We start from the raw sequence: 19,532 nt of genomic DNA on the forward strand, positions 1-19,532 counted from the left end.
GAAGGAGGCACAATGGCTATGTACAGTGTGAAGGTGGATCCAGGCAAAATCGTTAAACCTGTGAGCAGGTACATCTACGGTCATTTCATAGAACACCTTGGAAGGTGTATCTACGGTGGTGTATACGAGGAAGGTTCCCCCTTGTCCGATCATCGAGGATTTCGGAAGGACGTTTTGGACGCTGTAAAGAGATTGAAAGTTCCGCTCTTGAGATGGCCCGGCGGTAACTTTGCATCGAACTACCACTGGAAAGATGGAATAGGTCCCAAGGATGAAAGACCCGCAAGGTTCGATCTCGCATGGCAACAGATCGAAACCAACAGGTTCGGTACCGACGAATTCCTGGAGTACTGCAGGGAGATAGGGGCCGAACCTTACATATGTGTGAACCTTGGCACCGGCACTCTGGATGAGGCGTTGCACTGGCTCGAATATTGTAACGGTAAAGGGAACACGTACTATGCGAACCTCAGAAGGAAGTATGGTCACGTTGAACCGTACGGCGTGAAATTCTGGGGCATCGGCAACGAGATGTACGGTGAATGGCAAGTGGGTCACATGACGGCTGAGGAGTACGCAAAGACCGCAAAAGAATATGCGAAATGGATGAAGGTCATGGATCCTTCCATAAAGACTGTAGCGGTGGGATGCGATGATCCAGAGTGGAATCTGAAGGTTTTGAACGTGGCAGGACCGTACATAGATTACATCTCTTACCACTTCTACACGGGCAGTGAAGATTATTACGAAACTGTCTCAACGGTCTACTTGCTCAGAGAAAGGCTGATAGGTTTGAAGAAACTGATCGACATGTCGCAAAAGCCGAAAGATAGAGAGGTAAAGATTGCACTGGATGAATGGAACGTCTGGTACAGAGCCACGAGCGATGGACTCGAAGAGCCCTACGAACTAAAGGATGGTTTGTTCGCGTGCGGAGTTTTGATCATGCTCCAGAAGATGAGCGACACAGTACCCATCGCGAATCTGGCACAGCTGGTGAACGCGCTCGGTGCGATCCACACGGAGAAAAACGGACTCTACCTGACACCGGTTTACAAAGCGTTCGAACTGCTCGCGAACCATTCTGGTGATAATCTCGTTGAGACGCACGTTGAGACTGAGACTTATGCCATAGAAGGCAAGATGTTCTTCACGAAGATACCGTTCCGGATCGATAACGTGCCCTACATCGATGCGTCGGCAACGATTTCTGCGGACGGTAAGAAGTTGTATCTGGCCGTGTTGAATTACAGGAAAGAGGACGCAGTGAAGGTTTCTATCACCATCAAGGGTGTGGCGGAAAAAACGGCGCGGGCCTACGTACTCACAGGTCCTGATGTGAACGCAAAGAATACGATTGAACAACCCAGCGTTGTGGATATCGCCGTCGAGCAGATCAGGGTCGGTCCAGAGTTCAGCTGTTTGTTCAAACCTTTCTCCTGCACGGTGATCGAAATCGATCGAGACTGAGAAAGAGGTGGGTAGTAATGTACGAGGAGATAAAGAAAGAACTTCACGAAGCTCACATGATTTTGGAAAAGTACGGCCTGGTGGCTTACACGAGTGGTAACGTGAGCGTGAGAGTGAACGAACACGTGATCATTAAGCCTTCAGGAGTACCTTATTCCACCCTGAAGCCTGAAGATTACGTGGTTGTGGATCTGGAAGGCGAGGTGGTTGAGGGAAGCAAGAAACCGTCCATCGACACCGCAACGCATCTGTATCTTTACAGGAACATAGATTGGGCCAGATCGATCATACACACGCATTCCACTTTCTCCACAGTCTGGGCCGTTGTAGAAAAACCCATACCGGTTCTCTGCACTGCTCACGCCGACGTTTTTGGCGAGGAGATTCCGCTGACAGAGTACGCACCGGTGGGTTCTGAAGCGATCGGTAAAGCAGTGCTGAAGGTGATCGGAAGGTCGGGTGCAGTGCTCCTTCGAAAACACGGCGTCATGGTGGTCGGTGACAGCCTGGAGGATGCGATCAAAAAAGCGATTTTTCTGGAGGAAGTGGCCAGGATCGCCTATTTCGCGCATTTGATGACCACGCCTGCTCCCCTCGCCAAGGATGAGGTCGAAAGGCTTTATCTGCAGTACCACACAAAATACGGGCAAAGATGAGGGTAAAATTAATGGTAATCACGAGCGAATGGAGGTGTGAAAGATGAGTGAGAGGATGACGCTGGGTCTGATCGTTGGCAACAGAGGTTTCTTCCCCGACTGGCTCGTTGAAGAGGGCAGGAAGAGAGTGCTCAAGGTCCTGAACGAGATGAACGTGAACGTGGTGACACTCTCGAGTGAAGATACAAAATACGGGGCTGTCGAGAACATGCAGGATGCTGAAAAATGTGCCAAACTTTTCAAACAGCACGCAGATGAAATCGATGGAATCATCGTCACGTTACCAAACTTTGGCGATGAAGGTTCAGCAGCCATGGCGATCCGGCTGTCCGGTCTGAAGGTGCCGGTTCTGGTACACGCCTTCCCGGATGAACTTGGAAAAATGGATATCAGACACAGACGTGATTCGTTCTGTGGAAAAATTTCTTTGTGCAACAACCTTGTGCAGTTCGGGATCGCCTTCACCGACACAACATTGCACGTGGAGTCTCCGGAAAGTGAAGAATTCAGGAAGGATCTTGAAAAGTTCCTCGCCGTATGCCGTATCGTGAAGGGATTGAAGAATCTGAGAATAGGTTTGATAGGTGCCAGACCCGCTGCGTTCAATACCGTGCGTTTCAGCGAAAAGATACTGGAAAGGTACGGAATCAGCGTGGTAACGGTTGACCTTTCAGAGATCATCGCGCGCGCCAGGGGCTTCGATTCGAAGTCTGACAGGGTCGTTCACGAGTTGGACAAACTCACGAAAACGTTCAACGTGAAGAAAGTCCCATCCGAAGCTCTCGAAAGAATGGCGCGCCTGGGCGCCGCCATCAACGAATGGATCGAGGAGAACAAGGTACTGGCGACGGCGCTGCAATGCTGGACGGCTTTGGAAGTACTCTATGGTGTCGTACCGTGTGCTGTGATGAGCCTGCTTTCAGAATCGCTCTTGCCCAGTGCTTGCGAGACTGACGTCATGGGTGCGCTATCGATGTACATACTGCAGCTCGCTTCCGGAAGACCATCCGCCCTGCTGGACTGGAACAACAACTACGGTGACGATCCAGAAAAGGCCGTGATGTTCCACTGCAGTAACCTGCCCGTGTCGTTCTTCAAGAGTTGTGAGATGTCTTACCAAGAAATCATTGCGGGTACTGTCGGGAAAGAGAACGCGTACGGAACGTGTGTCGGAAGGATCTCTCCCGGTCCTGCGACCTTCCTGAGGCTTTCGAGCTTCGATAACGAAGGCACCATAGCCGGCTTCGTTGCGGAGGGAGAATTCACGGATGATCCCATCGACACGTTCGGCGGATACGGTGTGGTGAAGATAGAAAATCTCAGGTCTCTGCTGAGATTGATCACGAAGTACGGTTTCGAACACCACGTTGCTGCGAACAGGAGCCGGGTGAAGGAGGCTGTTGTAGAAGCTCTGGACAATTATCTCGGTTGGGAAATCTTCACGGTGGACGGGTGTGACTGCCACAGGGAGGAATGAAATATGTACCTGCTCGGTACAGACATCGGAACACAGGGGACCAAGACGGTACTCGTGGACGAAAAGGGAAACGTTCTGGCGGAGGCTTCGAGAGAGTACGATGTGATCACGCCGAAACCAAACTGGGCCGAGCAGTGGCCCGATGTCTGGGTCAAGGCGGTTTTCGAAACTGTGAAAGAGGTCGTCGAAAAGTCCAGCGTTCCGAGAAATAAAATCGCAGGTATCGCGATAAGTGGTCTCTACGGTGGCTCTGGAATACCCGTGGACAAAGATATGAAGCCTCTCAGACCCTGCCTGATATGGATGGACAGGCGGGCCGTGAAAGAGACAGAATGGGTCAAACAGAACGTTCCGAAGGAGAAGATCTTCTCCATAACCGGCAATTACGTTGACTCGTACTTCGGTTTCACGAAGATGATGTGGATCAGGAACAACGAACCGGACGTATGGAAGAAGATCTACAAGTTCATCACGCCAAAGGATTACGTCATATACGAAATGACGGGAGAGCTCGTCATAGACTATTCTTCCGCTGGAAACCTGGGCGGAGTCTTCGACATCAGAAAGCTCACCTGGTCCAAAGAGATGTGCGATATCCTGCAGATTCCCATCGAATACTTACCAGAGAGAATCGTGAAATCTTCTGACATCGTAGGAAAGGTCAAAAAGCAAGCGGCTGAGCTGTGCGGACTGCTGGAAGGTACTCCCGTCGTTGCGGGTGGGATCGACGCACCAGTGGCACAGCTTTCTGCGGGTGCGCTGGAAGAAGGCGAGCATGTCGCCATGGTGGGAACTTCCACCTGTTGGGGAACTGTGCACGATGGGAGCAAACTCGCGTTTGGGCTGGTGAGTTATCCCTACGTGGTCTACGATACCGAGCGAATCTACACGTTCGGTGGGTCCGCCACGACGGGAGCACTGGCAAGGTGGTTCAAGGAAGAATTCGGAGAGTCAGAAACGATCGTGGGTGAAAGGACAGGTATTTCACCGTACCAGCTGCTCGATCGGGAAGTGAAGAACGTACCCGCCGGAAGCGATGGCATCATCGTTCTGCCGTACTTCATGGGTGAAAGGTCTCCGATCTGGGATCCGAGTGCGCGTGGCGTCATCTTCGGTGTGACACTGTACCACAAGAGAGCTCACATCTACAAGGCGTTCATGGAGGCGGGTGCGTACGCTTTGAGACACAACATAGAGGCCGGATTGAACGCGGGTCTGAAACTGAACGACGAATGCTGGATCGTCGGAGGAGTTGCCAGATCTTCCGTCTGGGTGCAGATCTTTGCGGACGTCACAGGATTCAAGATGAGGCAGGTCGCGAGTCTTGTTGAGGCACCGTTTGGAGACGCTTTCTTGGCTGGCCTCGGAACCGGTGTGATAGACAAGCCTGAGCGCATCAAAGAATGGGTGAAGTACAAAGAACCCGTAGATCCGAATCCCGAGAACAAGAAGATCTACGACAGGTATTATCAGATCTATCTGCAGTTGTACGAGAAAACAAAGGATCTGATGCAAATGTTATGAAGACCCCCGTCCGCCTTGGACGGGGTTTTTTCAACCCGTGCCCGGGTGGAACCTTCTCGACGCGGCGCAGAGATCCTGCAGGACACACGAACCACACCTGGGCTGATTCTTTTTGCACACTCTTTTGGCGTGTTCTACCAATAGGGCGTGGTACTCTTTCATCGTTTCTACGCCCTTGATTTGCTGGTGAAACATCGATTGAAGCTGTGAATAAGTCTCTCTGCCGTTTATCAGACCGATTCTGCCCAGTATACGCCTCGTGTAACTGTCTATCACGAACACGGGTTTTTCAAAGGCATAGAGCATGATGGAATCTGCTGTCTCGGGACCTATACCGTTCACAGAGAGTAGTTCGTCTCTCGTGAGGTGTTCTCTCAACCGGTAGAAATCGAAATCGTACCTGGAAAGTTCCTTGAGGAGATTCTTCAATCTCCTTGCTTTCAATTTCCAAAAACCAGCAGGCTTTATCAGCCTTTCGATCAGCTCGTTATCGGCTTCGAACATTCTCTTTGGATCGAGCATGTTCGCTTTCTTCAAATTCTCGATCGCTCTTTCTACATTCTTCCACGTCGTGTTCTGCGTGAGCACGGCTCCAACGACGACTTCGAACCAGGTTTCGGCTGGCCACCAACCCTGTGGGCCATAGGTTTCAAGCAACCTTCGGTAGATCTCCTTTAGAACGCTCAAGTTAGGTTCCTCCCAGCTTTTGAATGTTATCATAAACATGGAGGTGATCGAATGAGAACCAACAAAGATAGGCTCGTCATGATCTCGATCCAGGGGACGATCGTTAAACCGGAGCACACAGGAAGACATGCGGTCTCGCACGATGGAAAACCGTTCATGCTTCCAGGAACCGGGGGCATCACTTACAACGTGAAGGTGGGAGATCCCGTTTTTGGCTGGGCTGCCGACCACGTGGAACCTGGCGTTTCGACGATTCTCGATCAGGAAAAACGCGATTCCGGGCCCAACAGGGGCTACAACTTCTACGCGTGTATTGGGAACGAGGCTCGTGTCGTCACGGGTGACGCGAAGGGTGCCAGAGGAGTTGTGACGGGCCACCATGGAGGAGCGGAACACGTACTGATAGACTTTCCAGACGAGGTGCTGGAAAAACTCACACTCGATGACAAGATCCTCATAAAGGCCGTTGGTCAGGGATTCGAATTGTTGGATTATCCCGACGTACACGTGTACAACATCGATCCCAACTTGTTTGAAAAGCTGGGGATCGTGGAAAAGAACGGCAAACTGCTCGTACCTGTCGTTGCAGTCGTGCCGTCGTATTTGATGGGTTCCGGCATAGGTTCAACCAGCATGGGTACAGGTGATTACGACATCATGACGGCGGACCTGGAAGCATTGAGAGAGCACGGACTTCTGAACCTTCGCTTTGGTGACATCGTTTACATAAAGGACCACGACAACAGTTATGGCCGATGCTACAGAAAAGGCGCTGGGAGCGTCGGAGTCGTCATACACAGCGACTGTAAGTACGCCGGTCACGGTCCTGGTGTGACGATCTTCATGACCTCGCCGAAACCCATACTTGAGCCGGTGATCGATCCAGACGCGAACATCGGAAAGATCCTGGGGATCGGAAGGTTTAGAGAAAGAGCTTGACATCACCTTCTTAGAGTTGTTCCGGCGCGATGCGTTCCTGAGATGGCTGAGGGTCAGCTTGTGAGGTGATCAGTACATTTCATCACATTTGAGACTGTCCCGTCTACGGATTCGAGCTTACAATTTTGAGGCCAGTCTGAAGGGGGAACACTACAATGAACCCCGGAAGCGATGTACGCCTGCAAACCAAAAGGGGTTATCCAAAGTTGGGTGCGACACCGGATGAAACCGGTGTGAATTTCGCCATCTTCAGCAGACATGGAAGAAGAGTGATACTGGAACTGTATCAGAACTACTACGACGACAAACCATCGCACAGGTTCGTGCTGGATCCCATCAGAAACAGAACGGGAGACATCTGGCACATCTATGTCTACGGCGTAGGGCACGGTCAGTACTACGGATGGCGTATCGATGGTGAATACGATCCGGCAAACGGTAAAAGGTTCAACGTCAACAAGCTTCTCATCGATCCTTACGCGAAGGCCATATCATCTTCGATCGACTGGGAAGAAGACTACATCTACGGTTACGACAGGAACTCTCCCGAAAAGGATCTCTCTTTCTCGACACTGGATTCCGCCCAGAGTCCCGCAAAATCCATCGTCATAGACGATTCGAAGTACGACTGGGAAAACGATAGAAGACCAAAGATCCTGTGGAAAGATACTATCATTTACGAAATGCACGTTCGCTTTTTCACCATCAGCCCTACTTCCGGGGTGAAACATCCCGGTACGTATAGAGGATTGCTGGAGAAACTGGATCATCTCAAGGAACTTGGCGTGACGACCATAGAATTGATGCCAGTCTTCGAGTTTTCGGTGAACTCGAACACTAACATCAATCCGTTCACCGGCAAACGTCTGAAAGACATGTGGGGATACAATCCCCTCGGTTTCTTCGCAGTGACTGGCAACTATTCTACCGGTGTGAAGCTGGGAGAGCAGGTGTTCGAATTCAAAGACATGGTCAAGGAACTGCACAGGCACGGTTTCGAAGTCATACTGGACGTCGTTTACAACCACACGGGAGAAGGAAACGAGCTGGGTCCAACACTGTCTTTCAGGGGTATCGACAACGAGATCTACTACATGCTCGATCCAAAAAACAAGAGACGCTATTTGAACTATTCCGGATGTGGCAACACCCTGAACTGCAACCATCCGGTTGTCAAAGAGATGATCATAGACAGTCTGAGGTACTGGGCCACCGAGATGCACGTGGATGGTTTCAGATTCGATCTGGCGGCCATCTTAGGTAGAACACCGGATGGGAGATGGATCGGTGACTTCTCGCTGCTCAAAGACATCTCGGAGGATGCGATCCTGCACGATTTGAAGCTCATCGCAGAAGGCTGGGATGCGGCAGGAGGATACTTTCTTGGGCGATTTCCTGAGGGTTGGGCGGAATGGAACGGGAGGTACAGAGACACCGTGCGGCGCTTCGTCAGGGGTGACGAAGGTGTCGTGACGGAGCTCGCCACGCGGATCGCGGGCAGTGCGGACCTGTACGCCGGTAGATCACCCCACGCGAGTATAAACTTTGTCACCTGCCACGATGGTTTCACGCTGAGAGATCTGGTGACGTACCGCTACAAACACAACGAGGCGAATGGTGAGGGAAACAGGGACGGTGCAGACGAGAATTTCAGCTGTAACTACGGTGTGGAGGGCGAAACGGACGATCCGGAGATCAACAGGATCAGGAAACAGCAGGTGAAAAATTTCATCGTGATACTGATGGTTTCACACGGTACTCCGATGATTTTGATGGGTGATGAGATGTACAGGACGCAGAAAGGTAACAACAACGCCTACTGTCACGACGATGAGACGACTTGGCTTGACTGGACCTTGAAGGAAAAACACAAAGACATCTTCAGGTTCATGAAGAAGATGATCGAGTTCAGAAAATCCCATCCCGCATTGAGGAGAGAACATTTCTTTTCAGGTCAACCCACGAGCAGGGGCATTCCCGATCTCACGTGGCACGGGATCAAACCGTTCGAACCGGACTTTTCACATCATTCGCATTCGATCGCGTTCATGATCAGTGGTGATGTGGGAAACGGCGAGCAAGACGACGATATCTACGTCATTTTGAATCAGTGGAGAGAACCGCTCAGATTCGTACTTCCTTACCTGCACGGAAAGAGCTGGTACCGGGTGGTCGACACGTCCAGAGACTGTCCCGATGATTTTCTTGATGAACCTCAGCACGTTGGATACGTTTACACGGTTCAGCCGCACAGTTCTGTGATCCTCCTCGGAAAATGATGTCTCCACTGGAGGGTGATGGCACGTGAAGAAGATAGGCATCATCGGTGGAGGTCAGCTCGCCAGAATGATGTGCCTTGAAGCGAAGAAGATGGGATTCTACGTTGTGGTGCTGGACCCCACACCGAAAAGCCCCGCCGGTCAGATCGCGGACGAAGAGATCGTCGCAGATTTCTTCGATTCGAACAAGATAGAGGAATTGGTCAGGAAAGTAGACGTGACCACCGTCGATCTCGAAAACGTCGATGTGGAAACTTTGAAAAAACTCTGCTTGGAAGGCTGCGAGGTTCATCCTTCTCCGTTCGTTCTGGAAATCGTTCGAGACAAGTTCCTTCAGAAAGAATTCCTGAGGTCCAAAAACATACCTGTTGTTGAGTACAAACCCGTGCTGGATCTTCGAGAAGACGCAAAGAGTTTTGGCTTTCCGGTGGTTCAAAAACTGAGGCGGGGCGGTTACGACGGGAGGGGAGTGTTTGTCCTGAAATCTGAAAAAGATTTGGAGGAGGCGTTGAAAGGTGAAACTTACCTCGAAAAGTTCGCCAGGATCAAAAAAGAGCTCGCCGTGATGGTGGCGAGAAACAAAAAAGGTGACATAGCTTGCTATCCCGTGGTCGAAATGTATTTCGATGAGAAACGGAACATCTGCCAGATCGTCATCGCTCCCGCCAGGATCAACGAGAGGCTCTCAAAGCTCGCACAAGATATTGCTGTCAGTGTGGTTGAGGCCTTCGAAGGCGTCGGAATCTTTGGCATAGAGATGTTTCTCGATGAAGCGGACGAGCTGTTCGTGAACGAGGTGGCCCCGAGGCCACACAATTCTGGTCATTACACGATAGAAGCGTGTGTCACAAGCCAGTTCGAGCAGCACTTACGGGCCATCATGAACCTTCCGTTGGGCTCAACGAAGCTCCTCAGTCCCGCGGTCATGGTGAACATTCTCGGTGAGGAAGGCCACAGAGGAAAGCCTGTGGTGAAGGGCCTGGAGGAAGCGCTCGCCATAGAAGGTCTCTCGTTCCATTTCTACGGGAAGAAGGAAACCAGGCCTTACAGAAAGATGGGCCACATCACCGTTCTCGATGAAGATGTGGAAAAAGCTCTTCAGAAGGCCATGAAAGCGAAGGAGATCCTCAAAATACTCTCTGGGGAGGTTTCGACATGCCAAAGGTAGGCATAATCATGGGAAGCGATTCGGACCTTTCTGTGATGAAGTTGGCTGCCGAAGTGCTCGAAGAGTTCGGGATCGAGTACGAACTCACGATAGTTTCAGCACACAGAACTGTGGAACGCATGGTTGAGTATGCAAAGACTGCTCACGAGCGGGGCGTGGAGGTCATCATTGCGGGCGCGGGAGGTGCCGCACACCTGCCGGGGATGGTGGCGAGCATAACGCATCTGCCAGTCATAGGAGTTCCCATAAAGACGACGGCGCTGAATGGACTCGATTCTCTTCTGTCCATCGTGCAGATGCCCGCAGGGGTTCCCGTCGCTACGGTTGCCATTGACAACGCCAGGAACGCAGCAATACTCGCGGTGGCGATCCTGGGAATAAAATATCCCGAGATAGCGGAGAAGTTGAAAGCCTACAAGAATCGGATGCGCAGCGAAGTGCTGCAGAAAGCAGAAAGGTTGGAACAGATGGGCTACAGACGGTATCTTCAGGAAAGAGGTGTATAATGAGTTCACAGGTCTTTGCCAGACACCAAGGGGGGCTAACTATGAAGCGGTTCATCGTGCTTCTTCTGGTTCTGTTCGGCTTCACGGTTCTCGCAATGGTACCGATAACGGCAGATTTTGCTCTTCTCATCAACAATTTTTCCAGACTGAACGAATTTCTTCCCGAGAGTGTGGTGATCCGCGAGACACCGAACCGTTTTTTGTGCTTCTTTGGCAAGTTGACGCTGAACCTATCCTCATTGTTCGGGGTTATCGAATCGGAAGACGTCGGGGCGTTGAAAAACGTTGCCGAACTTGCCGTCGTGAGTGACGATGCCACCTGGGTGAAGACGCACCTGTCGCAAATCGTTCAGAATCATGAGGTGCTGGAAAGAAACGAACTTTATTACTTCGTGGGTCCATCGATGCTGGATGATGTGAAGGCGATGATCGACGGGAAACTACCCAGTTTGGAACTCGATACCGGTGCGACGATTTACGGTAGGATCCGTTCGATTCCGGTCCTTGGAATCGTGTTCCACCTGCTTGGTTTCAGCGAGGGAACTCCGCTGGAGGACGAACTCGCAGTGAACGTAGACGATGAGTCGGTGAGCATACTCATCAGATGCAGAAAAACGTGTAAGTCGGACTGGGAATTAGCTCAACTCGCAAGCAGGACAGCTCCAAAAGGGTTGAAGATGCTTTCCGGAGCCGAGGTGGGGATTCTTGTCCCTGTGTTCTTGCTGAGACAGCTTCCTGAGGAAATCATGGAAGAACTGGGACTCGGTTCCATGAAGGGAATGGACGTGATACTGAGCAAGGCAACGTTCCTCACGTTCAACGTTTCGCAGGCCGAGCAGAAGTTGCTGGTTTCGTTCGATCTGGAAAAAGACCAAGTGAAGGAAATTCTGGACGTGGTCAAAGAGGAAGCTCCGGAAATTCGCCAGGAAGAACAGTGTGCGGTCCTTCGATTCGATGAAATCACGCTGAAGTTGCCTTTGGAGGGTGGCGTTGCACTGCTGTTCTCCAACGTGAGCGAGCAAGAAATGGTCGATGTGGAACCCGGCACAGTGGCGAAATTCATACTCTTGCTGGACGGTTCGATCGTGGACGTTGCGTTTTTCAGAGATGGTTGTTCTCTGATCGTGAAAGCAAAGGTTCCCACTCCGCTGTTGAAAGAGTTTTTGTCCCAGGTTGTTTCAGAGTTCGCGCCGACTCCGGATGAACTGAAGATGCTTCAGAGCATTCTCGAAACCATCGACGATGCGTACTATTACGAAAACAGAAACCCGCCGGAGGATTTACAGGCCTTACGGGCTCTGCTCGGCGAGAAATTCGCACAGGTACCGGAAGAAATCCTCTATTCATGCAGGGAAGAGGACGGGACTCTGTTGATCGAGGTGGGGGTCAGGACACCGATCGCGCTGAGTATCAGCGAAGATGAGGTTCGAGACTTCATTGGCTACAGTGTGGATTCTGTGAAGATCGATAGAGAGAATCTAACCGTTTCGGTGATCATGAAATACGAAAAACTCGAGGTGCCTCCGGCTGAGAAGATCATACGGGACCTGGTTGAGGCTTTCAGGAATTACGCTGCGGACTTCGACGAGTTACCGCAGAACATCGAGGATGTCCTGTTGAATTATACGTGGCTTCCATTCTCCGTGATGGATACGATCAGCTATGAAATCGATCCAGAAACCGTGACGGTCACACTGAAGTTGATGAGCGACGAAGATGTGGGACAAGAATTGGTTGAAGAACTGTCTCTGGAGAGACTTTTCCGGGAAAATGGGAATATCGTCGCAGTTTTCAAACTGAAGTGAAGCTGTGTTCGAGGCCATCTCGGGGCAGTCCGCTGCCCCTTTTCTTCACTCCCATCTTGTGCTAATCTAACCAGAAGGGCGATCGCAGATGTTTCTGCCAACGACGAGAGAAGAGATGGAAAAGCTCGGCTGGAAAGAACTCGATGTGATACTCGTCACCGGGGATGCGTACGTTGATCATCCATCCTTCGGTGTCGCCCTCATTGGGCATTATCTGGTCTCAAAGGGTTACAGAGTCGGAATAATCGCACAACCCGACTGGCGTTCGGACAGAGACATAAAAAGACTTGGAAGGCCACGTCTGTTCTTCGGTGTGACCGCGGGGAACGTCGATTCCATGGTGGCCAACTACACAGCCTCCATGAAGAAGAGAAAGAACGATGATTATTCCCCCAATGGTGAGTCGGGAAGACGGCCGGACCGGGCCACTATAGTGTATGCGAACTTGATAAGAAGATACTTTCCAGATGTTCCCATCGTTCTTGGAGGACTGGAAGCCAGCTTGAGGAGGTTCGCCCACTACGACTGGTGGCAGGACAGAATCAGAAAATCTGTGCTGGTGGACGCAAAGGCGGACATTCTGGTCTACGGAATGGCTGAAAGAACTGTGCTCGAGATTGCGAGGATCCTCGAAGCTACAGGGAGCATCGAGAACTGTAAGAGTCTCAGAGGAGTGGCGTACTGGACGTCGAAAAAACCAAAGGACGCGATCGAGCTTCCAGATTTCGAAGAGATCTGTGTGGACAAAAAGAAGTACGCTGAAGCTGTCAAAATGCAGTTCCTATTCACAGATCCTTTCAGATCGGTCAAACTCTGTCAGAGACAGGACAGCAGGTACGTTGTTCAGAACCCACCGAACTTCCCGCTCGAGCAGAAGGAGCTCGACGAACTCTACCTTTTGCCGTTCGAAAGAAAGGTGCATCCATTCTACGAATCGATGGGACACGTGAGGGCAATCGATACCGTGCAGTTTTCGATCACCGCGGTGAGGGGATGCTACGGGAGCTGTTCTTTCTGTGCGTTGACGCACCATCAAACGACGCACGTGGTTTTTAGAAGCCAAGAATCGATAATCGAAGAGGTGAAACTGCTCACCAAACATCCAGATTTCAAAGGAGTCATCAATGACGTCGGAGGTCCAACGGCGAACCTGTACGGTTCACGGTGTGAAACGAGAGAAACCCACGGACAGTGCGCTCGATTCTGCGCGTTTCCAGAACCGTGCAAGAACGCGGTGCCGAATCATGAGGTCTATCTGGAACTGCTCCAGAAGATCAGATCGATTCCGAAGGTGAGGCACGTGTTCGTTGCTTCTGGGATCAGGCACGACCTTGTCCTTGCGGATCCTTTCGGTGAAGAATTCATCAAGCAGCTCGTTCACTTCACTCCGGGGCAGTTGAAACTCGCCCCAGAGCACGCGCACCCGAACGTTCTGAGGTTGATGAGAAAACCCCCTGTAGAGCTTTTCCTCGCGTTCAAGGAGAAATTCGAGACGTTCGCGAGGAAACAAGGGAAAGAAAGGTACGTTGTGGGGTACTTCATCGTGGCGCATCCTGGAGAATCAGAGAAAGAAAATGAGTATCTCAAGAAATTCATACGCACAAAGCTCGGTTACAGACCCCAGCAGGTTCAGATCTTCACCCCCACGCCGGGCACGCTGAGTACGGCGATGTACTATAGCGGGATAGACCCGCTCACTGGCGAAGAGGTATTCGTTGAAAGATCGCTGAGAAAGAGGAACATGATGAAAGAAAACATTGTTGCCAAAAAAGATTCCGAACGTTGAATCATGCTGGTTCTGTGAATCTGTTGGTGACAGGCATGTGCCAATCTTTCGAGAGCGTTCTCTTGGATATCTTGATTCCGATCGGAAGCTGTCTTCGCTTGTACTCGTTCGCGCGGATCATGTGCAACACCTTGATCACCGTGTCTGAATCGTAACCCCTTTCGACTATATCTCTCGCGTCCAGATTCTCTTCGATGTACAGTTTGAGAATTCCGTCGAGCACTTCGTACGGTGGAAGCTTTTCCTGATCCGTCTGGCCAGGTCTCAGCTCGGCCGTGGGAGGTTTCGTGAAGACCCTTTCGGGTATTATCTGCTTGCCCTTCCAGGAGTTGTACCAGCGAGCGATTCTGTAAACATCGGTCTTGTAGATGTCCGATATCACCGCGAATCCACCCGCGGTGTCTCCATAGAGGGTGCAGTAACCCGTGGCGACCTCACTCTTGTTACCGGTTGTCAGAACGAGCCAGCCGAACTTGTTGGAAAGTGCCATGAGGTAGTTCCCCCTGACGCGTGCCTGAATGTTCTCCTCGGTGGCGTCCCTCGCGGCGTTCGAAAAGACAGTTGCGAGCGCCTTCAGGTACTGTTCGTACACGTCCGTGATGGGTATCGTGAGGGTCTCGATACCGAGATTTTGTGCGAGCTGCAGGGCATCTTCAACACTTTCCTTCGACGTGTACATCGATGGCATCAAAACTCCTTTCACGTTCTCGGCACCGAGCGCTTCAACAGCGATGGTCGCAACCAGCGAGGAATCGATCCCGCCGCTCAGTCCCAGCACGACCTTTTTGAATCCGTTCTTCCTCACGTAGGCTCTCAACCCCGTGACGAGCGCTACGAACATTTCTTGTTCTTGCGTATAACTCGGTGAGATCGAACTTCGGACCTTTCCTTCTTTATTCCTGGTCTCGCCGCAATCGATCGTCTGAGCTCTGCGAGTGTGATTTCGAGAAACGAACGCGTCATCCTTCAGGTCTATGTCGACCGTGACGATTTCTTCTTCGAAGAGCCTGGCGCGGGCTAAGAGATTTCCACTCGCGTCGCACGCGAAGCTGGCACCGGCAAAGACGATCTCATCCTGCGCCCCAGCCATGTTGCACGAGGCGATCCCAAGCTCATGTTTGGAAGCCATCTTCAGGATGCGTTCTTCGTGTTCTTTCCATTCACCCAACACGTACGGTGAAGCGCGCACGTTCAGAATCACGCGGACGCCGTTCTTTAGCAGTTCCGTCAGAGTTCGATCAGAACGGAACAGATCTTCGTTGATAGTTAAACCGAGCTTCAGTGAACCAAGCCGAAGGATCGTGATCGAATGCCCCGTCTGGAAATATCTGCCCTCGAGGAAGTATTCGGACAGAGTGGTTTTCCTGTGCGCACCCAGAATCTCCCCGTTGCGTATCACGATCGCCGCGTTGTACGTATCCCCATCGTGCAGAGGTGAACCGAGAACACACACGACCTTCTTGTTTTTTGTGTACTGCACGATCTCATCGATCGCCTGTTTACAATCATTCAGGAAGGATTTTCTCAACAACAGATCCTGCGCCGGGTGTCCCGCCAGGAATAACTCCGGAAAGAGTACCAGATCGCTCTGCGTCTCTTCGGCGGCGTCGATCGCTTCTTTCGCTTTCAAAATGTTGTGCTTGAAATCTCCGAGCACAGGATCCAGCTGTGAAAGCGTGACCCTCAGCGTCACCATCAACACCACCTCGTAGCTATCATACAGCCGTGTTTTACAAATAATCTGGTCCACAGTGTTAAAATCAAAAAAAGGAGGAGGTGATTCGAATGAAAGTCAGGTATCTGGGACACGCGGCGGTGTTGATAATCCACAAGGATAAACGCATCATCATCGACCCGTTCATAACTAACAATCCGCAGTCACCCATCAAGCTGCAGGAGGTTCCCAAGATCGATTACATACTCGTCACGCACGGTCATGCCGATCACCTTGGTGATGCCGTGGCACTTGCGAAGCGTGATGGTTCCACTGTGATCGCGAACTTCGAACTGTGCAGTTACGTTTCAAGGCACGGTGTGAGCACACACCCGATGCACATAGGAGGAAAGTACGTTTTCGAATTCGGTAGCGTCAAACTGACACCCGCACTCCACGGTTCGAGCATCGTTGAAGCCGATCTGCCGGTGTATGCTGGGAATCCTTGCGGCTTTCTGATCGAAATCGAAGGAAGGAAAATCTACCACGCCGGAGACACCGGTTTGACGAAAGACATGGAGCTTTTGAGAAAAGAAAACATAGACTTGGCTTTCCTTCCGATAGGTGGAAACTTCGTCATGGATCTGTGGGACGCGGTGGAAGCGGTAAAGATGATACAGCCGAAGATTGTTGTCCCCATGCACTACGACACGTGGCCAGTGATCAGATCGAATCCTGAGAAATTCAAGCAAGAGGTCGAGAAACTGAACGTGAAGTGTGTCATCATGAAACCCGGTGACGAACTTGAACTGTGAGATGGTCCTTGATGCGTGCGATCGTAGTGCTCTTGTTGGTAACGGCGAGTGTGGTGTTTTCAATGGTTTATTCTACTTCGGTTGAAAAAACGCTTCCCGAAGACCTTTACCAGTGGATCGGTACGAAGTCTGCGAACTTTCAGTACCTGATTCTCTCGTACGAACCGGATCTGGTCGTGCTGGTGAAAGGCTGGATCTTTTCACCAGTTTCTCTCGGTAAACAAGAAGAGCGTGTCTTCAGTATTGTTGCTGAAGGCGATGACTTCAGGCACGAATTCAGCGTGAAAGGAAAGCGGAGTGGCATATACATCTACATGCCGCAGCATTTGTTGGTTTTACCATCGAACACGAGGTGCTTGAAACTGGGCGGTTTCACCGTCGAAATGCCAAGGCGTGTGAACTTTTCAACCAGACACGTTTCTCGTGGCGGCGTTGAAGCCGGGGTGTACACCGTTGATGAGTCGCTGAGACAGACCAACGTCTTCGAAACGGGGCAGAAAATTCTCATCAGGATCGATGCGGGTCAGAAGAACACAGGTGGATACTCAGTCAGAGTGGACGAGGTTCGACTGGCGGGCAAGAGGATGTTCGTCAAGGCGCACGTTGAATCGCCCGAGCCCGGTTCGATGGTGACGCAGGCCATCACTTATCCATCGGTCCTGATCGAGCTACAAGAGCGACTGGAGGCGGGAACCTACATCGTGGAATGCCTTCTGGTGGATAGGAACGTGGAGAAGCGTTTCGAAGCAGAATTTGAGGTGCGTTGAGATATGGAACTGCTCGGTAAAAAAGTGTCGGAATTTTTTCAGAAGGTTCCGCATTCAAACGTGACGGTCGAAAAGATCGATTTGAGAAACGGTTTCATTCTGAGGCTGAGCGCTTCCCACGTGGAAGGACACGTTGAGCTGCTGAGATACGATCCGGCGTCGGTCTGGTCTTTCACCTATGAACCTCTGAGGAACGTTTTTGTGGAAAACGACACGCTGGTTGGTCTGGCCGGATTCGAGGATGTCAGATTCGGGCAGGAAAAACAGCTCGTGGTGTCGGCAAAACCTTCTCAGGGATCATTCATCGTTGTGCTCCGCGGTTCGAACAGGTTAGGTCTGCTCATAGATTTCTACAGATCGTTGAATGTTCACGTCGGTTTTCGTTTCAGAGTTCCGAAGTCTTTGATAAACGCGGAAGAGCTCGACCAGAAATCCGATCAACAGACGTTCGTGCTGTTGAAAGATCCGGGTGAAAACACGCTCAGACATCTTCTAAAGAAGGAAATTCGTGTGGCGGTGAAGGTTGAAGATGAACGTGATTTGGAACACCTGTACAGAATCGGAGTTCGATGCTTTGTTCTGAAGGATTTCAGAGACGAACATCGCCAGCGTTACCCACAGGCCTGTTTCGTACTGGAAAAAGGAGGCCTGGCCACGGCGCTGGGAAGGGTTGACGGTTTGATGATGAACATCGGACCACTTTCACTCGAAGAGATCGTGCTCGCGAGTTTGACGAACCGTCTGCTGACTTTGTACACTGATGAAAAGTATTCAAAGCTACTCGACGTGCTGGGCTTCGGTGCGGTTGGCTGGCGGAGGAGGACGAACTTCGTCTTCACAACGATCCGGCAGGAGCAGGAGGGTGTGTACGAAATACGTTACGTGAACGAATTCAACGAACCTGCTCGTGTGCGTGTTGACACCATGACTGGTGTTACCGACTGGTTTGACGGCTCGAAGGTGTTACGCCTGGAAAAGAAAACGCTGAAAAGAGAAGATGGTAGATACTTTCATTTCTATACGGAAGGTGGATGTTGATGCTCGAGCTCAGATACAACCCGCTCACGGATGAATGGATCATCGTTTCTGCCGAGACACAGAAAAGACCTGTGCAGCCTTCACAGCAGAGCTGTCCCATATGCGTCGGTGGTGTTGAATTGCCAGAGGAGTACGATCTCGTGACCTTTGAAAACAGATTTCCTGCGTTGAAGAGGAATCCGCCCGAGGTTTTCGCGGAGTCTGAGATTTTTCAGAAAAAGCCTTCATTCGGTGTTTGTGAAGTGGTCGTGTACACTTCCAACCACGACGTGGCCCTTCCAGGAATGCCTTTGAAACAAATAGAGAAACTCATAGAGATGTGGGTGGACAGAACGATCGAGCTGTTCTCTCACGACTTCGTGGAGTACGTGTTCATATTCGAGAACAGGGGAAAGGAAGTCGGAGCGAGCTTGTCTCACCCGCACGGACAGATCTACGCGTTCCCGTTCCTGCCGAAGAGGATCGAAGCCAAGATCGAAGCGTTCTCAAAATGGCACAGCACGAGAGGTTCGTGCCCTATCTGCGATGTCGTTCGTCAAGAGATAGAACTCAGAGAGCGTGTCGTGTTCGAAACTGACAGTTTCGTATCGCTCGTACCGTTTTATGCGCGCTTTCCCTTCGAGGTGCACGTCTACCCGAAGAGGCACGTTACGGGTTTGCCCGAATTGACCGTTGAAGAAAGAAAAGAGCTGGCGAAGCATCTCAAAATCATCACCGCGAAGTACGATGCCCTGTATCAGCAGGAATTTCCATACATGATGATGTTCTTCCAGGCACCTTTGAAGAGGCTGGATGCGGACTTGTTCCATCTGCACGTGGAGTTCAATCCGCCCAAGAGGGACAGGGACAAGATCAAGTGGATGGCCAGTGTCGAGACCGGTACATGGGCGTTCATAAATCCCATGATCCCGGAGCAAGCTGCGGAGATGCTCAGACGGGCAGAGGTGAGCGAACTGTGACG

The 19,532-nt window shown here is 51.2% G+C and carries 16 protein-coding genes; 14 read left to right on the forward strand and 2 right to left on the reverse strand.

The features are described 5' to 3' along the window. The first annotated feature begins 18 nt into the window (after positions 1–18). From TSP01S_RS06415 to TSP01S_RS06430, 4 genes are read left to right on the forward strand one after another with little or no spacing between them, the layout of a single operon-like run. Positions 19–1,470 (forward strand): alpha-N-arabinofuranosidase, encoded by a 1,452-nt coding sequence (locus tag TSP01S_RS06415; RefSeq protein ID WP_041078556.1) that lies wholly within the window; start codon positions 19–21, stop codon positions 1,468–1,470. Between the two features lie 17 nt (positions 1,471–1,487). Then, a complete protein-coding gene (locus tag TSP01S_RS06420; RefSeq protein ID WP_041077291.1) occupies positions 1,488–2,126 on the forward strand; it encodes an L-ribulose-5-phosphate 4-epimerase in 639 nt (212 codons plus the stop codon). Positions 2,127–2,169: 43 nt separating this feature from the next. Further along, positions 2,170–3,603, forward strand: coding sequence for an L-fucose/L-arabinose isomerase family protein (locus TSP01S_RS06425; RefSeq protein WP_041077292.1), 1,434 nt, complete (start codon positions 2,170–2,172; stop codon positions 3,601–3,603). Positions 3,604–3,606: 3 nt separating this feature from the next. Further along, a complete protein-coding gene (locus TSP01S_RS06430) occupies positions 3,607–5,127 on the forward strand; it encodes an FGGY-family carbohydrate kinase (protein WP_041077293.1) in 1,521 nt (506 codons plus the stop codon). Between the two features lie 30 nt (positions 5,128–5,157). On the opposite strand, the gene TSP01S_RS06435 is transcribed toward TSP01S_RS06430, so the two are convergent. Continuing rightward, entirely contained in the window at positions 5,158–5,814 is a 657-nt protein-coding gene (locus tag TSP01S_RS06435; protein ID WP_041077294.1) for an endonuclease III domain-containing protein, read from the reverse strand. A gap of 51 nt (positions 5,815–5,865) precedes the next feature. Between TSP01S_RS06435 and TSP01S_RS06440 the strand changes: the two genes are divergently transcribed. From TSP01S_RS06440 to TSP01S_RS06465, 6 genes are all read left to right on the forward strand, one after another. Next, positions 5,866–6,753, forward strand: coding sequence for a DUF4438 domain-containing protein (locus TSP01S_RS06440; RefSeq protein ID WP_041077295.1), 888 nt, complete (start codon positions 5,866–5,868; stop codon positions 6,751–6,753). A 155-nt stretch (positions 6,754–6,908) separates the two neighbouring features. Then, positions 6,909–9,032, forward strand: coding sequence for a glycogen debranching protein GlgX (gene glgX, locus TSP01S_RS06445; protein ID WP_041077296.1), 2,124 nt, complete (start codon positions 6,909–6,911; stop codon positions 9,030–9,032). A gap of 25 nt (positions 9,033–9,057) precedes the next feature. Then, complete coding sequence (locus tag TSP01S_RS06450; RefSeq protein ID WP_041077297.1) at positions 9,058–10,200, forward strand: 5-(carboxyamino)imidazole ribonucleotide synthase; 1,143 nt, start codon at positions 9,058–9,060, stop codon at positions 10,198–10,200. Beyond that, complete coding sequence (gene purE, locus TSP01S_RS06455) at positions 10,188–10,706, forward strand: 5-(carboxyamino)imidazole ribonucleotide mutase (protein WP_041077298.1); 519 nt, start codon at positions 10,188–10,190, stop codon at positions 10,704–10,706. Before TSP01S_RS06450 ends, purE begins: the two co-directional genes overlap by 13 nt. 41 nt (positions 10,707–10,747) lie before the next feature. Beyond that, complete coding sequence (locus TSP01S_RS06460; protein ID WP_041077299.1) at positions 10,748–12,511, forward strand: hypothetical protein; 1,764 nt, start codon at positions 10,748–10,750, stop codon at positions 12,509–12,511. Between the two features lie 88 nt (positions 12,512–12,599). Further along, the gene (locus TSP01S_RS06465; RefSeq protein WP_041077300.1) at positions 12,600–14,297 is read left to right on the forward strand and encodes a YgiQ family radical SAM protein; all 1,698 of its coding nucleotides are present in this window, start codon (positions 12,600–12,602) and stop codon (positions 14,295–14,297) included. Between the two features lies 1 nt (position 14,298). Here TSP01S_RS06465 and TSP01S_RS06470 read toward each other — a convergent pair whose 3' ends face one another. Then, entirely contained in the window at positions 14,299–15,993 is a 1,695-nt protein-coding gene (locus tag TSP01S_RS06470) for an NAD+ synthase (protein WP_041077301.1), read from the reverse strand. Between the two features lie 89 nt (positions 15,994–16,082). Between TSP01S_RS06470 and TSP01S_RS06475 the strand changes: the two genes are divergently transcribed. From TSP01S_RS06475 to galT, 4 genes are read left to right on the forward strand one after another with little or no spacing between them, the layout of a single operon-like run. After that, positions 16,083–16,766, forward strand: a complete 684-nt coding sequence (locus tag TSP01S_RS06475) for a metal-dependent hydrolase (protein ID WP_041077302.1) — start codon at positions 16,083–16,085, stop codon at positions 16,764–16,766. Positions 16,767–16,777: 11 nt separating this feature from the next. Then, complete coding sequence (locus TSP01S_RS06480; protein WP_144380644.1) at positions 16,778–17,533, forward strand: protease complex subunit PrcB family protein; 756 nt, start codon at positions 16,778–16,780, stop codon at positions 17,531–17,533. A gap of 60 nt (positions 17,534–17,593) precedes the next feature. Further along, entirely contained in the window at positions 17,594–18,571 is a 978-nt protein-coding gene (locus TSP01S_RS06485) for a hypothetical protein (RefSeq protein ID WP_171816809.1), read from the forward strand. Continuing rightward, positions 18,571–19,530, forward strand: a complete 960-nt coding sequence (gene galT / locus TSP01S_RS06490) for a galactose-1-phosphate uridylyltransferase (protein WP_041077305.1) — start codon at positions 18,571–18,573, stop codon at positions 19,528–19,530. Before TSP01S_RS06485 ends, galT begins: the two co-directional genes overlap by 1 nt. The last annotated feature ends 2 nt before the right edge of the window (positions 19,531–19,532 follow it).

Origin of the sequence: Thermotoga caldifontis AZM44c09 (assembly GCF_000828655.1) — a bacterium.
In the GTDB taxonomy this organism is placed as follows: Bacteria; Thermotogota; Thermotogae; order Thermotogales; family DSM-5069; genus Pseudothermotoga_A; species Pseudothermotoga_A caldifontis.

Bases quoted from the DNA above. Each gene is read 5' to 3' on its own strand.
- TSP01S_RS06460 (WP_041077299.1), top strand. From the start codon at position 10,748: ATGAAGCGGTTCATCGTGCTTCTTCTGGTTCTGTTCGGCTTCACGGTT.
- TSP01S_RS06420 (WP_041077291.1), top strand. From the start codon at position 1,488: ATGTACGAGGAGATAAAGAAAGAACTTCACGAAGCTCACATGATTTTG.
- TSP01S_RS06480 (WP_144380644.1), top strand. From the start codon at position 16,778: ATGCGTGCGATCGTAGTGCTCTTGTTGGTAACGGCGAGTGTGGTGTTT.
- TSP01S_RS06475 (WP_041077302.1), top strand. From the start codon at position 16,083: ATGAAAGTCAGGTATCTGGGACACGCGGCGGTGTTGATAATCCACAAG.
- galT (WP_041077305.1), top strand. From the start codon at position 18,571: ATGCTCGAGCTCAGATACAACCCGCTCACGGATGAATGGATCATCGTT.
- purE (WP_041077298.1), top strand. From the start codon at position 10,188: ATGCCAAAGGTAGGCATAATCATGGGAAGCGATTCGGACCTTTCTGTG.
- TSP01S_RS06415 (WP_041078556.1), top strand. From the start codon at position 19: ATGTACAGTGTGAAGGTGGATCCAGGCAAAATCGTTAAACCTGTGAGC.
- glgX (WP_041077296.1), top strand. From the start codon at position 6,909: ATGAACCCCGGAAGCGATGTACGCCTGCAAACCAAAAGGGGTTATCCA.
- TSP01S_RS06430 (WP_041077293.1), top strand. From the start codon at position 3,607: ATGTACCTGCTCGGTACAGACATCGGAACACAGGGGACCAAGACGGTA.
- TSP01S_RS06470 (WP_041077301.1), bottom strand. From the start codon at position 15,993: ATGGTGACGCTGAGGGTCACGCTTTCACAGCTGGATCCTGTGCTCGGA.
- TSP01S_RS06440 (WP_041077295.1), top strand. From the start codon at position 5,866: ATGAGAACCAACAAAGATAGGCTCGTCATGATCTCGATCCAGGGGACG.
- TSP01S_RS06465 (WP_041077300.1), top strand. From the start codon at position 12,600: ATGTTTCTGCCAACGACGAGAGAAGAGATGGAAAAGCTCGGCTGGAAA.
- TSP01S_RS06425 (WP_041077292.1), top strand. From the start codon at position 2,170: ATGAGTGAGAGGATGACGCTGGGTCTGATCGTTGGCAACAGAGGTTTC.